This is a genomic window from Pseudoxanthomonas suwonensis J47 (assembly GCF_000513955.1).
GTDB lineage: Bacteria > Pseudomonadota > Gammaproteobacteria > Xanthomonadales > Xanthomonadaceae > Pseudoxanthomonas > Pseudoxanthomonas suwonensis_C.
Genome location: NZ_AZUZ01000031.1, coordinates 1 through 16316, shown reverse-complemented (window position 1 = coordinate 16316; position 16316 = coordinate 1). Strand labels below are relative to the sequence as shown.

Below are 16316 nucleotides of genomic sequence, written 5' to 3'. Positions count from 1 at the left end.
GAGGCGGCCGCGCTGCACCGTCAGGGGTGGTCCGGGTGCCACCGGCGCCCAGGGGAAGGACTCCGGCCGTTTCACAGCACCCGCACGGTGATGGTGGGCCGCGAAGGCCGCGTGCGGTGGCTGTGCAGGGACAGCGTGCCGCACGCGGCGTGCCGGTCACAGCGGATTACCTCGTCCTGCCGTGTCAGGAATTTCTGATCCTGGCCAAACAGGGACATCAGGCGCTCAACGATCGCGGCGCGAAGGCTGCGGCCGTTCCTTGTGCTCGGACGAATGCGGCTTCCGGTCCACATCCTTGCGTTCGGGCGGGCGCGACTGCGGTTGCGGCCGCGCCTGTCCCTCGTCGCGCTGCTGCGCACGCGGCGGCTGCGCCTGCCGTCCCGGCTCCGGCCGCGATTGCGGGCGCTGCGCCGGCTGCGCCTGCGGACGCGACTCCTGGCGCGGCTGCGCCTGCGCGCGCGGCGGGTGCGCCGGGCGCACCTGCGCCTGCAGCGGTCCCGACGGACCACTCGACGACGGATGCTGCGGACGCGACGGGCCCTGCGTGGACGGGCGCGGCGCCGGTACCGAAGGACGCGCATTGCCGTGGCCCGGGTTGGCCACGTGCACCGGACGCGGCTGCGCATGCGCTTGCGGCGGGCGCGGCGGTCCCGGAGGCGGACGATGCGCAGCTACCGGCTGCGGTCGCGACTGCACGTGGTGCGGGCGCGGCGGCGGTAGCGGGCGCGGCGGCGGACGGTGATGCGGCGGCATCACGTGCAGCGGATGACGGCGTTCGAAGTACGGACGCTGCACGTACCAGGCGTGGTGGCGGTAGTGGTGGTCCCAGTAGCTGCCCAGCATGAAGGTCACGATCGGCAGGCCCAGCACGGTGCGGTATTCGCTCACCCGCACCGGTCGCCCGTCGTACTCGTAGTCGAGGTAGCCGGCCGAGATCCAGCCGCGGTACGGACCGGTGGCGACATCGCACCAGGTCCATTCCTCGATGCAGCCGAACACCTCCAGCGACACGCCACGATCCAGGGTCACCACCACCGGATAGTCGATATCCGGGCCGCTGCGCAGGTTGACCACCTCGCGCGTCCACGCATCGGCCGCCGACGCCAGCGCCGGCGCGGCGAGCAGGCCCAGGGCCATCACCATCGTGGTCATCTTCTTCATTCCGGCGTCCTCACGGAGGCGGAAGCCTCCCTCGTACCTGGAAGAACTCCCGGGGAGGCGCGAAGTTGACCCGCTGGGCGGCGCCGGCGCGGTCCCGTTCAGTTTCGCGGCGGTCCGACTTCGTGCCCGCTTCACGGACGCCCCATGTCCTGCCCACCGCCGGCCGCCATGCTGCCCGCGCTCCGCCGTGGAGCGTGGAGAACGACATGCCTGATCCCAGTCCCGACCTGGTCGTGGTCGGTGCCAGTTTCGCCGGCGCCGCCTGCGCCATCGCCGCCGCGCAGCGCGGCCTGCACGTGTGCGTGCTGGAGCGCAAGCACGACCCCGGCGACAAGCTGCACACCACCGGCATCATCGTGAAGGAGGCAGCCGAGCACACCCTGCTCAACCAGCTGCCCTCCGCGCTGGTGCGGCGGATCGAACAGGTGCGCCTGTATGCGCCCAGCCTCAAGCAGGTCGCGCTGGCCGCGCCCGGCTACTACTTCCTCACCACCGACACGCCCGGAGTGATGCGCTGGCTGGCGCAGCGCATGCGCGAGCACGGCGTCGACCTGCGGCTCGGGCAGCCTTTCACGGGCTGCGAGCGCAGCCCCGCTGGCTGGCGCATCGACGGTGTCGGCCACGCGCGCTACCTGGTCGGCGCCGACGGCGCGCGCTCGCGGGTCGCGCGGCATTGCGGCCTCGGCCAGGTGCGCCAGTTCCTCTATGGCGTGGAATACGAGTTCCCCGGCGCGGTCCTGGAAAAGCCCGACGCCCTGCACTGCTTCATCAGCAAGCGCTACGCGCCCGGCTACATCGGCTGGATCGCGCAGAACCCCACCGGCATCCAGGCCGGCCTGGCCCTGCGCCACGATCCGGCGCGTGCGCGCGTGCCGGACATCGGCGGTTTCCTGCTGCGCGTCGGCATGGCCGGCGGCTTGCCGCGCCTGCTGCGTCCCGGCACCACGCGCGCCGGCCTGATCCCGTGCAGCGGCCCGGTGTTCGACATGGCGCGCGACCGCGCCATCCTCGTCGGCGACGCGGCCGGCGTGGTCTCGCCGGTCACCGCCGGCGGCATCCATTCGGCGTGGGAACACGGCTGGGCGGTCGGCCGCGCGGTCGCCGCGCACCTGCGTGACGGCGGACCATCACCGGAACAGGTGGCGATCGACTCCGCGCCGCGCTTCCGCTTCAAGCGCGCCCTGCGCTGGGCCTACGACCGCATCCAGTTCGACTGGCCGTTCGACCTGCTGCTGCACTCCCCGCCCCTGCGCTGGGCCGCCAGCCAGGTCTATTTCCATCAACGCGCCGGCTGACCCAGCTCCCCTCTCCCCCCCCCGGGAGAGGGCCCGGGGGAGAGGGCCGGTCGCGCCGCACCGCATCCGGTGCTGACGTCGCCAGCATGCCGATTGCGCAGCGAACTTCCCGAACAACGCGACCCGCCCGGCAGCAGCATGGCGCGGGCATGGCGAGGGGAGGCTCCACCATGTCCGCCACCATGCCGCTGTCGCGGCGGGCCGCGCGTGCCGCTACGGGCGCGTCACCCGCAGTCCTGCCGCCTGCACCGCCGCAGTCCCGCAGGCCTCGTCGAACTCCGACGGCGCGCCGGACACGCCGACACCACCCAGGTCCTGTCCGTCCGTGGTGAAAATCGGCACCCCGCCCTGCGCGGTGGAGATCATCGGTGCCGCCGGGATGTTCCAGGTCGCGGTCTGCGCGGTGGAATAGCCATAGATCGCGGCGGAGCGGCCCTTCCACTGCGCCACCGCGCCGGCCGCCGGCGAGGTGCGGTCCTTGCCGAAGCTGACCAGGTCGCCGCCGGCGTCGAACACCGCCACGGCGACGGTGTACCCGGCGCGGTCGGCCGCCGCGAGGCAGTGGTCGCGGATCGCATCGGCGGTGGCGAAATCCAGCGCGGGACGCAGGCTCTGCGCGTGCAGCGGGGCAATGGCCGCGCCCAGGCTGGCGGCGACGGCAACGACGACGGGCAGGGTCGCTTTCATCGGTTCCTCCTCGGATGGCGTGCGTGGGGATGGACCAGGCCTAGCGCCGGCGTTCCTCCTCGATGCCCAGCCGCAGGATCTGGCCGGGATCGTCGGTGACCAGGTAGATCGCGCCGTCGGGGCCGACCACCGGTTCGTAGGGACGGCCCTGGGTGCGCAGCAGGGTTTCCTCGTGCAGCACGCGGTCGCCGTCCAGGGTCAGCAGGCGCAGTTCGCGCGCGCCCAGGCCGGTGACCAGCAGCTTGCCTTCCCACAGCGGGAACTGGCTGCCGCGGTACACGGTGACGCCCGAGACGCCGATCGACGGGCGCCAGTAGTGGACCGGCTGGGTGACGCCGGGGGCGCGGGTATGCGGGGTCAGCACCGTCCCGTTGTAGTTGATGCCGTAGGTGGTGACCGGCCAGCCGTAATCGGCGCCGGCGCGGACCAAGTTGAGTTCGTCGCCACCGCGCGGGCCGTGCTCGGTCGACCAGAGGCGCCCGCTTTCGGCATCGAAGACCATGCCCTGCGGGTTGCGGTGGCCGAGGCTGTAGACCGTCGGCAGCGCGCCGTCGCGGTTGCAGAACGGGTTGTCCGCCGGGATCGACCCGTCGGGCATGATCCGGTGGATCTTGCCGGTGGGCCGCCCGGGTTCGCGCGCCAGCTCCTGCACGCAGCGGTCGCCGACCGAGAAGTACAGCCGACCCTCGTTGTCGAAGGCCATGCGCCCGGCGTAGTGCCAGAACGGTTCGCCATAGGTTTCCGGCGCGGCCTGGAACAGCACCTCCTCGTCCACCCAGGTGTTGTCGCGGATGCGGCCGCGCACCACCCGCAGCATCGCCAGCGGCTGGCCTTCCGGGCCGGTGCCGGGGATGCGGTGGCTGTGGCTGAGGTAGATCCAGCCGTTGTCGGCGTAGTCCGGGTCGAGGGCCACGTCGAGCAGGCCGCCCTGGTTCCAGCGGTGGCTGCTGACATAGACCACCGGGGTGGCGGACACCGGCTGCGGCTGCAGCACGCCGTCACGGATGATCCGCAGGCGCCCGGTGCGCTCGCTCACCAGGGCGGTGCGCGCGCCGATGAAGGCCATCGCCCACACGGTCTGCAGGCCGTCGGCGAACAACTCGGTGCGCACCGCGTAGTCCAGCGTCTCGACCACGCCGGGCACCGGATCGAAGCTGCGCTCCGGGGGCGGCGCCTCCTCCCCGGATTGCGTGCTCTCGCGGGCCGGCAGGAAGGCCACCAGTGCCTCCACTTCTGCCGCGCCGAGCTGCTGGCCGAAGGCCGGCATGCCCTGCGAGGGGATGCCATTGCGGATGATCCGGGCCAGGTCGCCACGGGTGCCGCCATAGCGGTAGGTCTGCGCGGACAGCGGCGGCCCAAGCCCGGTCCCCTGCCGGTCCGCGCCATGGCAGGAGGCGCAGTTGCGCTGGAACAGGGCCTCGCCCTGCGCCTGCGTCTGGCCCTGGCCCGGGGCCGGGAAGGCGGCGGCGAGCAGGATGGCGGCCAGCGCGCCGCGGATCACCAGCGGAATGAACAGGGGAATGGTCAGCATGGCCGTCCTCCAGCGTCAGTCGATGGCGCCAGAAAAGCGGAACCGGCGGCCGGGCTGGATGGAGGGAAGCTGGAGTTTTGCTATAGATTCGCTGCAGGCGCGCCCGCAGCGCCGCGGACGGTGTGGCGATGAGCGACCAGACGGCCATCGGCAGGATCGACGGGACGGCCACCGGCCACGGGGGCTGGCTCCCGGGCAGCTTCAGCGCCGGCGAGGCGCTGGTCCAGCCGTCGCTCAACCGCATCTCGATCCATGGCCGGGTCTGCCAGGTCGAACCGAAGGTGATGCAGGTGCTGGTGCTGATGGCCCGGCGTCCCGGCACCGTGGTCCCGCGCGAGGACTTCCTCGAGATCGTCTGGGCCGGCACCATCGCCGACGACTACCTGCTCAACCGCGCGGTGTCCGAGCTGCGCAAGATCCTCGACGACGATCCGCAGGCACCCCGCTACATCGAAACCATACGCAAGGGCGGCTACCGCCTGATCGCCCCGGTGGCGCCGGCGCGGGTCGCCGCGGCCGTGGCCTTGCCACCGCACGAGGCGCCACCGGCTGAGGGTCCGCCCCCCTCGCCCGCTCCCGCCACGGCACCGGCGCCCGAATCGCAAAGCGCCGGCGCCTCGCCGCCGCTGCCCGTCGCGCCGCGCCGCCGCGGCTACGGCTACGCAGCCCTGGCCGCTGCCGGTATCGCCGGCCTGGCCATCGCCGTGTACGCGTTACGCCCCGTCCCGCCACCTCCGCCGGCCGAGGCCTACGAGGTGCGCCCGCTCACCAGCCTGGTCGGCCGCGAGCTGGAACCGGCGCTGTCGCCGGACGGCAGCCGCGTGGGCTTCATCCACGACGGGACCGGCACCTTCGACGTCTACGTGAAGACCATCGGCAGCGAGGACATCCTCAACCTCACCCGCAGCGCCGTCGACGAACGCTATCCGGCCTGGATGCCCGATGGCCGCGCCCTGCTGTTCGCGCGCACTGGCGCCGACGGGATCTCGCTGCTGCGCGTGTCGGCACTGGGCGGCGGCATCACCCGGGTGCTGCAGGATCCGGCGATGCAGCAGATCCGCGGCCTGGGCCTGTCGCCTGACGGCCGCCACGTCGTCTATGCCGCCCGCGAGGCCGCCGATGCGCCGTACCGCCTGTTCCTTGCGGCGCTGGACGGCAGCTCGCGCCGCGAACTCACCTCGCCCGCACCGGGCACGCTCGGCGACATCGATCCGCGGTTCGCCCGCGACGGCCGCTCGCTGGTGTTCGTACGCGTATCGCCTTCGATGGCAGCCCGGACGGCCGCGTCGCCATCTACGTGGTCTCTCCCGAAGGCGGCGCGCCGCAGCGCGTGGTCGACGGCCCGGGCGATGCCCGCAATCCGTCCTGGTCGCGCGACGGCGCCTGGCTGTACTTCGAATCCAACCGCAGCGGGCAATGGCAGGTCTACGCGCAACCGGCCGCCGGCGGCGAGGCGGTGGCGGTGACGCCCGGGGCCGGCAGCAATGCGCGCGAATCGGTCGACGGCCGCCACCTGCTCTTTACCAAACCCGGCCTGCGCGGCCTGTGGCGCGTGCCGCGGCAGGACTGGAGCCAGGCGATCCCTGCCGCGCAGGAACAGCTGCTGCTGGCCGGGCTGGCGCCGGAGGACAGCTCCAACTGGGCGCCGGCGCGCGACGGCGTCTACTTCGTGCGGCGTCCGCAGGGCAAAGCGCCGCGACTGGCGCACGCCGATGCCGATGGCGGCAACGTCACCGACATCGCGCCGCTGCCGAGCGGATTCGAGGGCTGGGGCTTCGACCTGTCGCCGGACCAGACCCAGTTGGTGTTCTCGGAAATGACCTTGCGCGAGAGCGACCTGCGCCTGGCGGTACCGCGCACGACGGCGCAGTGACCACGAGGCGCCGATCCGCGGGAAAGCGGAGCGCGAAACCGCGCCTCAGCCCTGGAACACCGGTTCCAGCATCCGCAGCGTGCCCGCGTCCGCGTCCAGTTCGACGCGACCACCGACCGGCAGGATGAACTGGCGTTTGATGTGGCCGATCATCGCGCCGCGATACGCCGGCACGCCGAGCGGACGGATGTAGTCGTCGAGGATCTGCTCCAGGGTCAGCGAGCCATAACCATCGCCGGGCATGCAATCGGTGCATTCGCCGAAGACGAAACCGGCGATGCGCTCCAGCGCGCCGCTGAGCTTGAGCGTGCTGAACATGCGGTCCACCCGGTACGGGGCCTCGGACACGTCTTCCAGGAACAGGATGCGGCCGTCGAACTCCGGCATGTACGGCGAACCGGCCAGCGCCACCAGCACCGACAGGTTGCCGCCGACCAGCTCGCCGCTGGCCTTGCCGCCGCGCAGGGTCTGGATGCGGTTGCCGCGCGGCACCAGCTCGTCGCCGGTCTCCGGCACGTTGCGGAACTCCACCAGTTCGCGGTCCACCAGCACGCGCCGGAACTGGTCGACGTTGAAGCTGTTCCAGCTGCCGGCGCCGATCGGCCCGTGGAAGGTCACCAGCCCGGTCTTGCGGCCGATCGCCGCGTGCAGCGCGGTGATGTCCGAATAGCCCAGCAGCACCTTCGGGTTGCGCCGGATCAGCGCGTAGTCCAGCAGTGGCAGCAGGCGCGCGGCGCCGGAACCGCCGCGCACGCAGACGATGCCCTTCACCTCGCGGTCGCCGAACATGGCGTTGAGGTCGCCGGCGCGTTCCTCGTCGGTGCCGGCCAGGTGGCCGCGGCGGCCGTCGTAATGCGCGCCGGTGCGGACCCTGAAGCCGAGCGCCTCGATCACCTCGCGCGCCAGCTGCAGGCCCATGCTGTCGTCGGTGGCCGACGAAGGGCTGACCAGGCCGATGGTGTCGCCGCGGTTGAGCGGGACCGGCAGCAGGCGTCCACGCGCAGCCGTCGTTGCGGCGTGTGCGGTGCCGCTGCCCACCAGCGACAGCAGCGATGCGGCCAGGGTGCTTCCGAGGAACTGCCTTCTGTGCATGGCGTGGCGATCTGCGTGGAACCGTCGCAAGCCTAGCAACCTGCCCCGGTGGCGGCCAGCCAATGCGCAACCCCGGGCAAGCGCCGGCGCGTATCCTTGGGCGTGGCCCTGATGCCGTCCATGCCGGCTTCGATCCGGCGAACCACACGCAAGGGAGGCTCCACCATGATCGCCCCCAACACCGTCTGCATCTGGTACGACCACGAAGCGCTGGAAGCGGCGCAGTTCTACGCCAGCATCTTCCCCGACAGCTCGGTCGGCCGGATCCTGCATGCGCCGTCCGATTTCCCTTCGGGCCAATCCGGCCAGGTGCTCACCGTCGAGTTCACCGTGATCGGAATCCCCTGCGTCGGCCTCAACGGCGGTCCGACTTTCAGGCAGAGCGAGGCGTTCTCCTTCCAGGTGGCCACCGACACCCAGGAGGAAACCGACCGCCTGTGGGACGCGATCGTCGGCAACGGCGGCCAGGAAAGCGCCTGCGGCTGGTGCAAGGACCGCTGGGGCGTGTCCTGGCAGATCACCCCGCGGATGATGGTCGAAGCCCTGCACCATCCCGACCCGGCGGCGGCCAAGCGCGCCTTCGACGCGATGATGACCATGCGCAAGCTGGACATCGCCACGATCGAACGGGCGTTGCGCGGCTGAGTGCCGCGACGCCGGTCAGTCCGGCACCACCGCGAATGGATCGGGCCGGTCGATGTCCAGTCCGAGCACGCGCGCCATCGCCTCCTCGCTGCGGTCGGTGGCGAACTCCACCCACAGTGGCAGGTGGTCGCTGATCCGCGGCGACACCCGCGACTGCGCCATGCCCTTGTACACCGCGCCGGCGAAATCCACCGTGCCCGCGCGGCCGGTCGGCCGCAGGCCGAAGTCGTCGCCCTGGAACCAGGCGATCTGGTCGTAGTGCCTGGCCACCGCCCCGGTGGTGGTGCGCACCGACTGCAAGGCCTCGGGCACCCACAGCCCGGTTTCGACGAAGGCGTCGAACAGCGGATTGCCCTGACGCCGGTCGATGTTGAAGTCCCCCAGCACCAGCAGGTTGGGCTCTTCGCGGCTCTGCCCCGACTTTGCCCGTGCCCTCAGTTCGCGTGCGGTGTATGCGGCGAAGCGGCGCAGTTCCGGGATGCGCTGCGCGGGCAGGTCGCCGTAGCGGACGTGCGCGGTGAGCAGGGTGAAATGCTCCTGCCCGGCGCGGAATCCGGCGATGTACGGCGTGCGGTCGAACTGCTCCGGCAATCCGTCCGGATGCGGCGGAAGCACGATCTCGCCCGACAGTCCGGACAGCACCACGCGGCGGGTGTCGTACAGGTAGGCCAGGCGCTCGGAGTTGCCCTTGTCGCCTTCGGTCACGTCCGACAGCAGCACCGCCCAGTGCGGGCCAAGGAACTGCTCCATCAGCACGCGCAACGCCGTGGTCTCGCGCTGCACCTCCTGCAAAGCCACCACGTCGAAGCAGCGCACTACCTCGGCGATCACCGCCAGGCAGCGCAGGTTGCGCTTGGGGCTGCCCGGGTTCTCGTCCCAGTCCTGGTACAGCGCACCGAACTTCTGCAGGTTCCAGGTGCCGACCACGACGTTGGCGTCGGTGCGACGCGGCGGCAGCCCGGCCCGGGCGATGCGCCGGCGCAGGCGCACGATGTCCTCGACCAGCGCCATCGGATACCGCGAGTAGTCCACCTGTGCCTCCGCGCCAGCCCACTGGGCGTCGATGGCCATGACTACGGTGGTTGCGCGCAGGACCGGCCGCGCGCCTGGCAGGCCCTTGCCCCGAAAGTCCACTCCGGCGGCGATGCCGGATGCTGGTACCATGCGGGTCCGACCGGTTGGGGGGGGCGATGTCAGGTTGTCGCATCATCCGTGGCGCATGGCGCGTCCTGCTGCTGTGCGTCGTTCCGGTCCTCCTGCTCCTGCCTTCTCCTCTTCCTGCGCTCGAACCGGATCGCGCGATCGGGCAGTTCACCCACGTCTGGTACGAGAACCAGCTGCCGCAGGGCACGGTGCTTTCGATCGCCCAGCACGCCGACGGCGCCATCTGGCTCACCACCTACGGCGGCCTGGTCCGTCACAGCGGCGAAGGTTTCGACACCATCGATCCGCGCGTGGCGCCGGCGCTGAAGAGCTCGGCGATCACCGCGGTGGCCACCGACGGCGAGCGCGGCCTGTGGGTCGGCACCCTCAATGGCGGCCTGTACCACTACCGGCAGCGCAGGCTCGAGCAGGTACCGCTGCCGGGCGGGATCGAGAGCGTGTTCGGCGTGGTCACCGACCGCGACGGCGCGCTGTGGCTGACCACCAATGCCGGCGTGGCCCGCATCATCGACGGCCGGGCCGAGCTGCTCGGCGAAAGCGACGGCTTCCCGCCGCGCGGCTTCTACCGCGCCATCGTCGCCGATCCGGCCGGTGGCATCTGGATCGCCACCGACGGCGTCGGCGTGGTGAACTGGCGGGACGGCCGCACGCGGATGTACGACGAGGACGACGGCCTGCCGAGCAACGCCGCCTACAGCCTGGCGATGCAGAGCGACGGCACCGCCTGGGTCGGTACCCAGGACGGGCCCGCCTATTTCCGCGACGGCCGCTTCCACCGCGACCCGCGCGCCGCCTACCTCGACGGCAAGCGCATCTACACCCTCTACGGCGACCACCAGGGCACGGTCTGGTTCGCGCCGCTGGGCATCGGCCTGTGCCGCCTCAGCGACGACCGCTTCGCCTGCGACGACAGCCTCGCCGGCATGTACGGCGAAACCGTGCGCTCGATGTTCGAGGACCGCGAAGGCAACCTCTGGATCGGCACCACCTCCAGCGGCCTGCACCGTCTCAGCCAGTCCAAGCTGGTGACCGTGACCGGCAGGATGGCCTCCAACGCCGTGCGTGCCGTGCACCAGGTACCCGGCGGCCCGCTGTGGATCGGCACCGACGGCGGGGGCCTGGCGCGCTACCGCGATCCGGTGCTGGAACCGGCCGAGGACTACAACCGCCAGCTGCCCAGCCAGCTGCTGCGCTCGATCCTCTCCGACGAGAAGGGCCAGCTGTGGGTTGCCGGCACCGAGGGCGTCACCCGCTTCGACCGCCACGGCAAGGCGCGCAGCTTCGGCCTGGTCGAAGGCCTGCCCGGCACGATCGTGTTCGCCTTCGCCCCGGCCCGCCAGGGCGGGATGTGGACCGGCACCCTGCAGGGCGTGGCGCGGATCGACGGCGACCAGGTGCATGTCGTCGAAGACACGCGCGGCGACGACGTGCGCGCGCTCTACGAGGACCCGGCCGGCCGCCTGTGGATCGGCCTGCGCAGCGGCCTGCGCTGCCTGCGCGGCGAGGTGCTCGACGCCTGCGGCACCGACGGCCTGGCCGGCACCAGCGTGTTCGCCTTCCACCAGGCGGCCGACGGCAACCTCTGGCTCGGCACCAGCGTCGGCATCGCGCGGATCCGCGACGGCGTGGTGACGCGCTACTTCGAGCGCGCCGGCTTCCATGGCGATGCCGTGTTCGCCCTGCTCGACGACGACCGCGGCAACTTCTGGTTCAGTTCCAACCGCGGCATCGGCCATATCGCCCAGGCGGACCTGGCCGCGCTGGACAGCGGCAAGGCCGTTGCGGTGCAGCCGCGCTGGTACGGCACGGCCGACGGCATGCTCAACGCCCAGGGCAACGGCGCCTCGCAGACGCCCGCCGGACGCAGCGACGACGGCCGCCTGTGGTTCGGCACGGCGAAGGGCGTGGTCGTGGTCGATCCGCAGCGCATGCAGGGCAACCCGCAGCCACCGCCAGTGGAAATCGAGCGCATGCTGGTGGACGGCAAGGACGTGGACCCGCTGGCGCCTGGAGAGCTCGGTCCGGGCGTCGAGCGCCTGGAGCTGCACTTCGCCGCGATGAGCTACGTGGCGCCTTCGGCGGTGCAGTACCGCTACCAGCTGGTCGGGTTCGATCGCGGCTGGAATACCGTCGGCAATACCCGCACCGCGTACTACACCAACCTGCCGCCGGGCGACTACGAGTTCCGGGTCGCGGCCAGCAACAACGACGGCGTGTGGAACGAAGCAGGCGCCCGCGTGCGCTTCACCCTGCTGCCGCTGTGGCACCAGACCTGGTGGCTGCGCACGCTGGTGGTGCTGGCAGCACTGGGCCTGGTGATGCTGGGCGTATGGCTGCGCCTGCGCGCCGCACGCGAGCGCGAACGCAGCCTGACCCGCGAGGTGGCGCAGCGTACCGACGCCCTGCGCGAGGCCAATGCGCAGCTGCAGCGGATCGCCGCGATGGACGCGCTGACCGGCATCGCCAACCGCCGCGAGTTCAACCGCCGCCTGCTGCAGGCCTGGGAAGACCATGCCCGGCGCGACGCCTCGCTGGCGGTGCTGCTGGTCGACGTCGACGACTTCAAGGCCTACAACGACAGCTACGGCCATCTGGACGGCGACGCTGCGCTGGCCGCCGTGGCCAGCCATATGGCCACGCAGGTCCGCAGCGGCGCCGACCTGGCCGCGCGCTACGGCGGCGAGGAGTTCGCGCTGCTGCTGCCCGACTGCGACACCGCCGGCGCGCTCGCGCTGGGGCGGCAGATCGTCGCCTCCATCCGCGCCCTCGGCCTGCCGCACCGCGCATCGAGCGTCTCCGACACGATCACCGTCAGCGTCGGCGCCGGCAGCCTGCGCCCGGCCCGCGGCGGCAGCCCGGACGAACTGCTGCACGCAGCCGACAGCGCGCTGTACCGGGCCAAGGCCGAAGGCCGCAACCGCGCCCTGCCCGCCTAGGGATCCCCTCTCCCGTCGGAAGGGGGTTGAGGGCCGGATGCCAACATCAGCGTCGGTCACAGGAACCAGGCGGAGGCCTTGCCGGACGCCCACTGCAACCGGCATGCAGCCCGGATAAGGCGCAAGCCGCATCCGGGGTCTCCGCCACCCGAACCTGCCCGCAGGCGCACCAAGGGCAATCCCCGGGTGCGCTTCGCTTACCCGGGCTACGCGCGCCCCACTCCCTCGGGAGTGGCCGGCGGCCCCTGTCTGGCTGGGCACCGCGCACCGTATTGGGTCGTCAGCGCAACAGAGTTATTGGCGCCCGTCATTCCGACCAGGAAACAAAAACGGCGCACCCGTTTCCAGGCGCGCCGTTGCGTTGTCTTCTTTCCGGGTTCGAGCACCGGGAATAATGGTAGCGGGGGCAGGATTTGAACCTGCGACCTTCGGGTTATGAGCCCGACGAGCTGCCAGACTGCTCCACCCCGCACCGGGGAAACTGGCTTCCGGCGTCAGGCGATGGAGCCCTGTTTTGCCGGCGTTGGACACACGGTGTCCGCACTAAAAGAAGAACCCCCAGCCATTGGCTGGGGGTTCCGGGTAAAGACCCTGGCGATGACCTACTCTCGCATGGGAAGCCCACACTACCATCGGCGCTGTTGCGTTTCACTTCCGAGTTCGGGATGGGATCGGGTGGTTCCACAACGCTAATTTCACCAGGGAGACGGTTGGAGCGTGCAGGTGGCCTGTGACAGGTACCGCACCGTCTCGCATAGGGACTTGTGATGTAGGGAGCGGCGGATGGCTATCGACGTTGTCGTCGAGTCCAAGGCCACTTGAGGTTATATGGTCAAGCCGCACGGATCATTAGTACTGGTTAGCTCAACGCATTACTGCGCTTACACACCCAGCCTATCAACCACCTGGTCTTGATGGTTCCTTCAGGGGACTTGTGTCCCGGGAGATCTCATCTTGAGGCGCGCTTCCCGCTTAGATGCTTTCAGCGGTTATCGCTTCCGAACATAGCTACCCGGCAATGCCACTGGCGTGACAACCGGAACACCAGAGGTTCGTCCACTCCGGTCCTCTCGTACTAGGAGCAGCCCCTCTCAAATCTCCAACGCCCATGGCAGATAGGGACCGAACTGTCTCACGACGTTCTGAACCCAGCTCGCGTACCACTTTAAATGGCGAACAGCCATACCCTTGGGACCGACTACAGCCCCAGGATGTGATGAGCCGACATCGAGGTGCCAAACACCGCCGTCGATATGAACTCTTGGGCGGTATCAGCCTGTTATCCCCGGAGTACCTTTTATCCGTTGAGCGATGGCCCTTCCATACAGAACCACCGGATCACTAAGTCCTACTTTCGTACCTGCTTGATCCGTCGATCTTGCAGTCAAGCACGCTTATGCCTTTGCACACAGTGCGCGATGTCCGACCGCGCTGAGCGTACCTTCGAGCTCCTCCGTTACTCTTTAGGAGGAGACCGCCCCAGTCAAACTACCCACCATACACGGTCCCCGACCCGGATTACGGGCCCAGGTTAGAACGTCAAGCACATCAGGGTGGTATTTCAAGGATGGCTCCATGCCAGCTGGCGCCGACACTTCATAGCCTCCCACCTATCCTACACAGACGAACTCAACGTTCAGTGTAAAGCTATAGTAAAGGTTCACGGGGTCTTTCCGTCTTGCCACGGGAACGCTGCATCTTCACAGCGATTTCAATTTCACTGAGTCTCGGGTGGAGACAGCGCCGCTGTCGTTACGCCATTCGTGCAGGTCGGAACTTACCCGACAAGGAATTTCGCTACCTTAGGACCGTTATAGTTACGGCCGCCGTTTACCGGGGCTTCGATCAAGAGCTTCGCCTTGCGGCTGACCCCATCAATTAACCTTCCGGCACCGGGCAGGCGTCACACCCTATACGTCCACTTTCGTGTTTGCAGAGTGCTGTGTTTTTGATAAACAGTCGCAGCGGCCTGGTTACTTCGGCCTCCCCCAGCTATGAACCAGAAGAGGCGCACCTTCTCCCGAAGTTACGGTGCTATTTTGCCTAGTTCCTTCACCCGAGTTCTCTCAAGCGCCTGAGAATTCTCATCCTACCCACCTGTGTCGGTTTTCGGTACGGTCTTCGTGAGCTGAAGCTTAGGAGCTTTTCCTGGAAGCGTGATATCAGCAGCCTCGCCCTATAGGGCTGGTCCTTAGTCTCAACGTTGCGCCCCCGGATTTGCCTAAGGGCACCGCCTCAACTCTCTCACCGGGACAACCAACGCCCGGCCTGCCTAACCTTCTCCGTCCCTCCATCGCACTCACGCGAGGTGCAGGAATATTAACCTGCTTCCCATCGACTACGGCTTTCGCCCTCGCCTTAGGGGCCGACTCACCCTGCGCCGATTAACGTTGCGCAAGGAAACCTTGGGCTTTCGGCGTGCGGGCTTTTCACCCGCATTATCGTTACTCATGTCAGCATTCGCACTTCCGATACCTCCAGCAGACCTCTCGATCCACCTTCGCAGGCTTACGGAACGCTCCTCTACCGCGCACACCGAAGTGTGCACCCCAAGCTTCGGTTTACCGCTTAGCCCCGTTAAATCTTCCGCGCAGACCGACTCGACCAGTGAGCTATTACGCTTTCTTTAAAGGGTGGCTGCTTCTAAGCCAACCTCCTGGCTGTCTGTGCCTTTCCACATCGTTTCCCACTTAGCGGTAATTTGGGACCTTAGCTGTGGGTCTGGGTTGTTTCCCTTTTCACGACGGACGTTAGCACCCGCCGTGTGTCTCCCATACAGTCCGTCTCGGTATTCGGAGTTTGCAATGGTTTGGTAAGTCGCGATGACCCCCTAGCCATAACAGTGCTCTACCCCCGAGAGGATACATATGAGGCGCTACCTAAATAGCTTTCGAGGAGAACCAGCTATCTCCGGGTTCGATTAGCTTTTCACTCCTAATCACACCTCATCCCCTACCTTTGCAACGGGAGTGGGTTCGGGCCTCCAGTGCGTGTTACCGCACCTTCACCCTGGGCATGACTAGATCACCCGGTTTCGGGTCTACAGCCCGCGACTATGCGCCCTATTCAGACTCGGTTTCCCTTCGCCTCCCCTATACGGTTAAGCTTGCCACGAACTGTAAGTCGCTGACCCATTATACAAAAGGTACGCAGTCACCCTTGCGGGCTCCTACTGCTTGTACGCACACGGTTTCAGGGTCTATTTCACTCCCCTCTCCGGGGTTCTTTTCGCCTTTCCCTCACGGTACTGGTTCACTATCGGTCGGTCAGGAGTATTTAGCCTTGGAGGATGGTCCCCCCATGTTCAGACAGGGTTTCACGTGCCCCGCCCTACTCGTCTTCACTGATGTGGCCCTTTCGAATACAGGGCTGTCACCTTCTATGGCCAACCTTTCCAGGTTGTTTTCCTAGAACCACGCCAGCTTAAGGGCTAGTCCCCGTTCGCTCGTCACTACTTAGGGAATCTCGGTTGATTTCTTTTCCTCCGGTTACTTAGATATTTCAGTTCACCGGGTTCGCCTCCAGCAGCTATGTATTCACTGCAGGATACTGCCGAAGCAGTGGGTTTCCCCATTCGGACATCGCGGGATCAATGCTTATTGCCAGCTCCCCCACGCTTTTCGCAGGCTGTCACGTCCTTCATCGCCTCTGACCGCCAAGGCATCCACCGTGTGCGCTTATTCGCTTGACCATATAACCCCAAGTCGCCTCGGGGTCGTCTGTGCCCAGGGGTACAAATCCCCAGGCGCGAATTGCAACGACTCAATTTTTAGGGATCTTGCGATCCCCGCCTTAGCCTCAACGACACGTCGAGATAGTCATCTCAAACGCTCGCTACATCACAAGTTATTAAAGAACACGCACCGGCCTCAACGCCGATCCGTATAAAAGTATGTGCGCTTACATCCAGAGTTGGTGGGTCTGGGAGGACT

11 protein-coding genes, 1 tRNA gene and 2 rRNA genes are annotated in these 16316 nt (G+C 68.1%); 5 read left to right on the top strand and 9 right to left on the bottom strand.

Features of this window, described 5'->3' with window-relative positions:
- Positions 1 to 71: 71 nt before the first annotated feature.
- Positions 72 to 218, bottom strand: a complete 147-nt coding sequence (locus tag M503_RS17415; protein WP_155952018.1) for a hypothetical protein — start codon at positions 216 to 218, stop codon at positions 72 to 74.
- A gap of 7 nt (positions 219 to 225) precedes the next feature.
- Positions 226 to 1161, bottom strand: coding sequence for an SH3 domain-containing protein (locus M503_RS16860; RefSeq protein WP_051414493.1), 936 nt, complete (start codon positions 1159 to 1161; stop codon positions 226 to 228).
- Between the two features lie 206 nt (positions 1162 to 1367).
- Between M503_RS16860 and M503_RS0109685 the strand changes: the two genes are divergently transcribed.
- Positions 1368 to 2456: an NAD(P)/FAD-dependent oxidoreductase gene (locus M503_RS0109685; protein ID WP_028920299.1), complete on the top strand. Its 1089-nt coding sequence runs from the start codon at positions 1368 to 1370 to the stop codon at positions 2454 to 2456.
- 213 nt (positions 2457 to 2669) lie between these two features.
- Here the strand turns inward: M503_RS0109685 and M503_RS0109680 are convergent, their stop codons facing one another.
- Both M503_RS0109680 and M503_RS0109675 read right to left on the bottom strand, forming a co-directional pair.
- Positions 2670 to 3143: a GlcG/HbpS family heme-binding protein gene (locus M503_RS0109680; protein WP_028920300.1), complete on the bottom strand. Its 474-nt coding sequence runs from the start codon at positions 3141 to 3143 to the stop codon at positions 2670 to 2672.
- Between the two features lie 40 nt (positions 3144 to 3183).
- Positions 3184 to 4674, bottom strand: coding sequence for a PQQ-dependent sugar dehydrogenase (locus M503_RS0109675; protein WP_051414490.1), 1491 nt, complete (start codon positions 4672 to 4674; stop codon positions 3184 to 3186).
- A gap of 128 nt (positions 4675 to 4802) precedes the next feature.
- On the opposite strand from M503_RS0109675, the gene M503_RS0109670 reads away from it, so the two are divergent.
- Both M503_RS0109670 and M503_RS17110 read left to right on the top strand, forming a co-directional pair.
- The gene (locus tag M503_RS0109670; RefSeq protein WP_155952017.1) at positions 4803 to 6140 is read left to right on the top strand and encodes a winged helix-turn-helix domain-containing protein; all 1338 of its coding nucleotides are present in this window, start codon (positions 4803 to 4805) and stop codon (positions 6138 to 6140) included.
- Positions 6131 to 6547 (top strand): hypothetical protein, encoded by a 417-nt coding sequence (locus M503_RS17110; RefSeq protein ID WP_155952105.1) that lies wholly within the window; start codon positions 6131 to 6133, stop codon positions 6545 to 6547. Before M503_RS0109670 ends, M503_RS17110 begins: the two co-directional genes overlap by 10 nt.
- Positions 6548 to 6592: 45 nt before the next feature.
- On the opposite strand, the gene M503_RS0109660 is transcribed toward M503_RS17110, so the two are convergent.
- Positions 6593 to 7639: a S66 peptidase family protein gene (locus M503_RS0109660; RefSeq protein WP_028920304.1), complete on the bottom strand. Its 1047-nt coding sequence runs from the start codon at positions 7637 to 7639 to the stop codon at positions 6593 to 6595.
- Positions 7640 to 7804: 165 nt separating this feature from the next.
- On the opposite strand from M503_RS0109660, the gene M503_RS0109655 reads away from it, so the two are divergent.
- Positions 7805 to 8284, top strand: a complete 480-nt coding sequence (locus M503_RS0109655; RefSeq protein WP_028920305.1) for a VOC family protein — start codon at positions 7805 to 7807, stop codon at positions 8282 to 8284.
- Between the two features lie 15 nt (positions 8285 to 8299).
- On the opposite strand, the gene M503_RS16135 is transcribed toward M503_RS0109655, so the two are convergent.
- Positions 8300 to 9355, bottom strand: a complete 1056-nt coding sequence (locus tag M503_RS16135; protein ID WP_051414488.1) for an endonuclease/exonuclease/phosphatase family protein — start codon at positions 9353 to 9355, stop codon at positions 8300 to 8302.
- 119 nt (positions 9356 to 9474) lie between these two features.
- Here M503_RS16135 and M503_RS0109645 point away from each other — a divergent pair, with 119 nt between their 5' ends.
- On the top strand, positions 9475 to 12384 hold the full coding sequence (locus M503_RS0109645; RefSeq protein ID WP_028920306.1) for a ligand-binding sensor domain-containing diguanylate cyclase: 2910 nt from the start codon (positions 9475 to 9477) through the stop codon (positions 12382 to 12384).
- Between the two features lie 395 nt (positions 12385 to 12779).
- Here the strand turns inward: M503_RS0109645 and M503_RS0109640 are convergent.
- The 3 genes from M503_RS0109640 to M503_RS0109630 all read right to left on the bottom strand — a co-directional run bounded on the left by M503_RS0109640 (position 12780) and on the right by M503_RS0109630 (position 16075).
- Positions 12780 to 12856, bottom strand: a tRNA-Met gene (locus M503_RS0109640).
- Between the two features lie 117 nt (positions 12857 to 12973).
- A 5S ribosomal RNA gene (rrf, locus tag M503_RS0109635) occupies positions 12974 to 13087 on the bottom strand.
- 125 nt (positions 13088 to 13212) lie between these two features.
- Positions 13213 to 16075, bottom strand: a 23S ribosomal RNA gene (locus M503_RS0109630).
- Positions 16076 to 16316 lie beyond the last annotated feature (241 nt).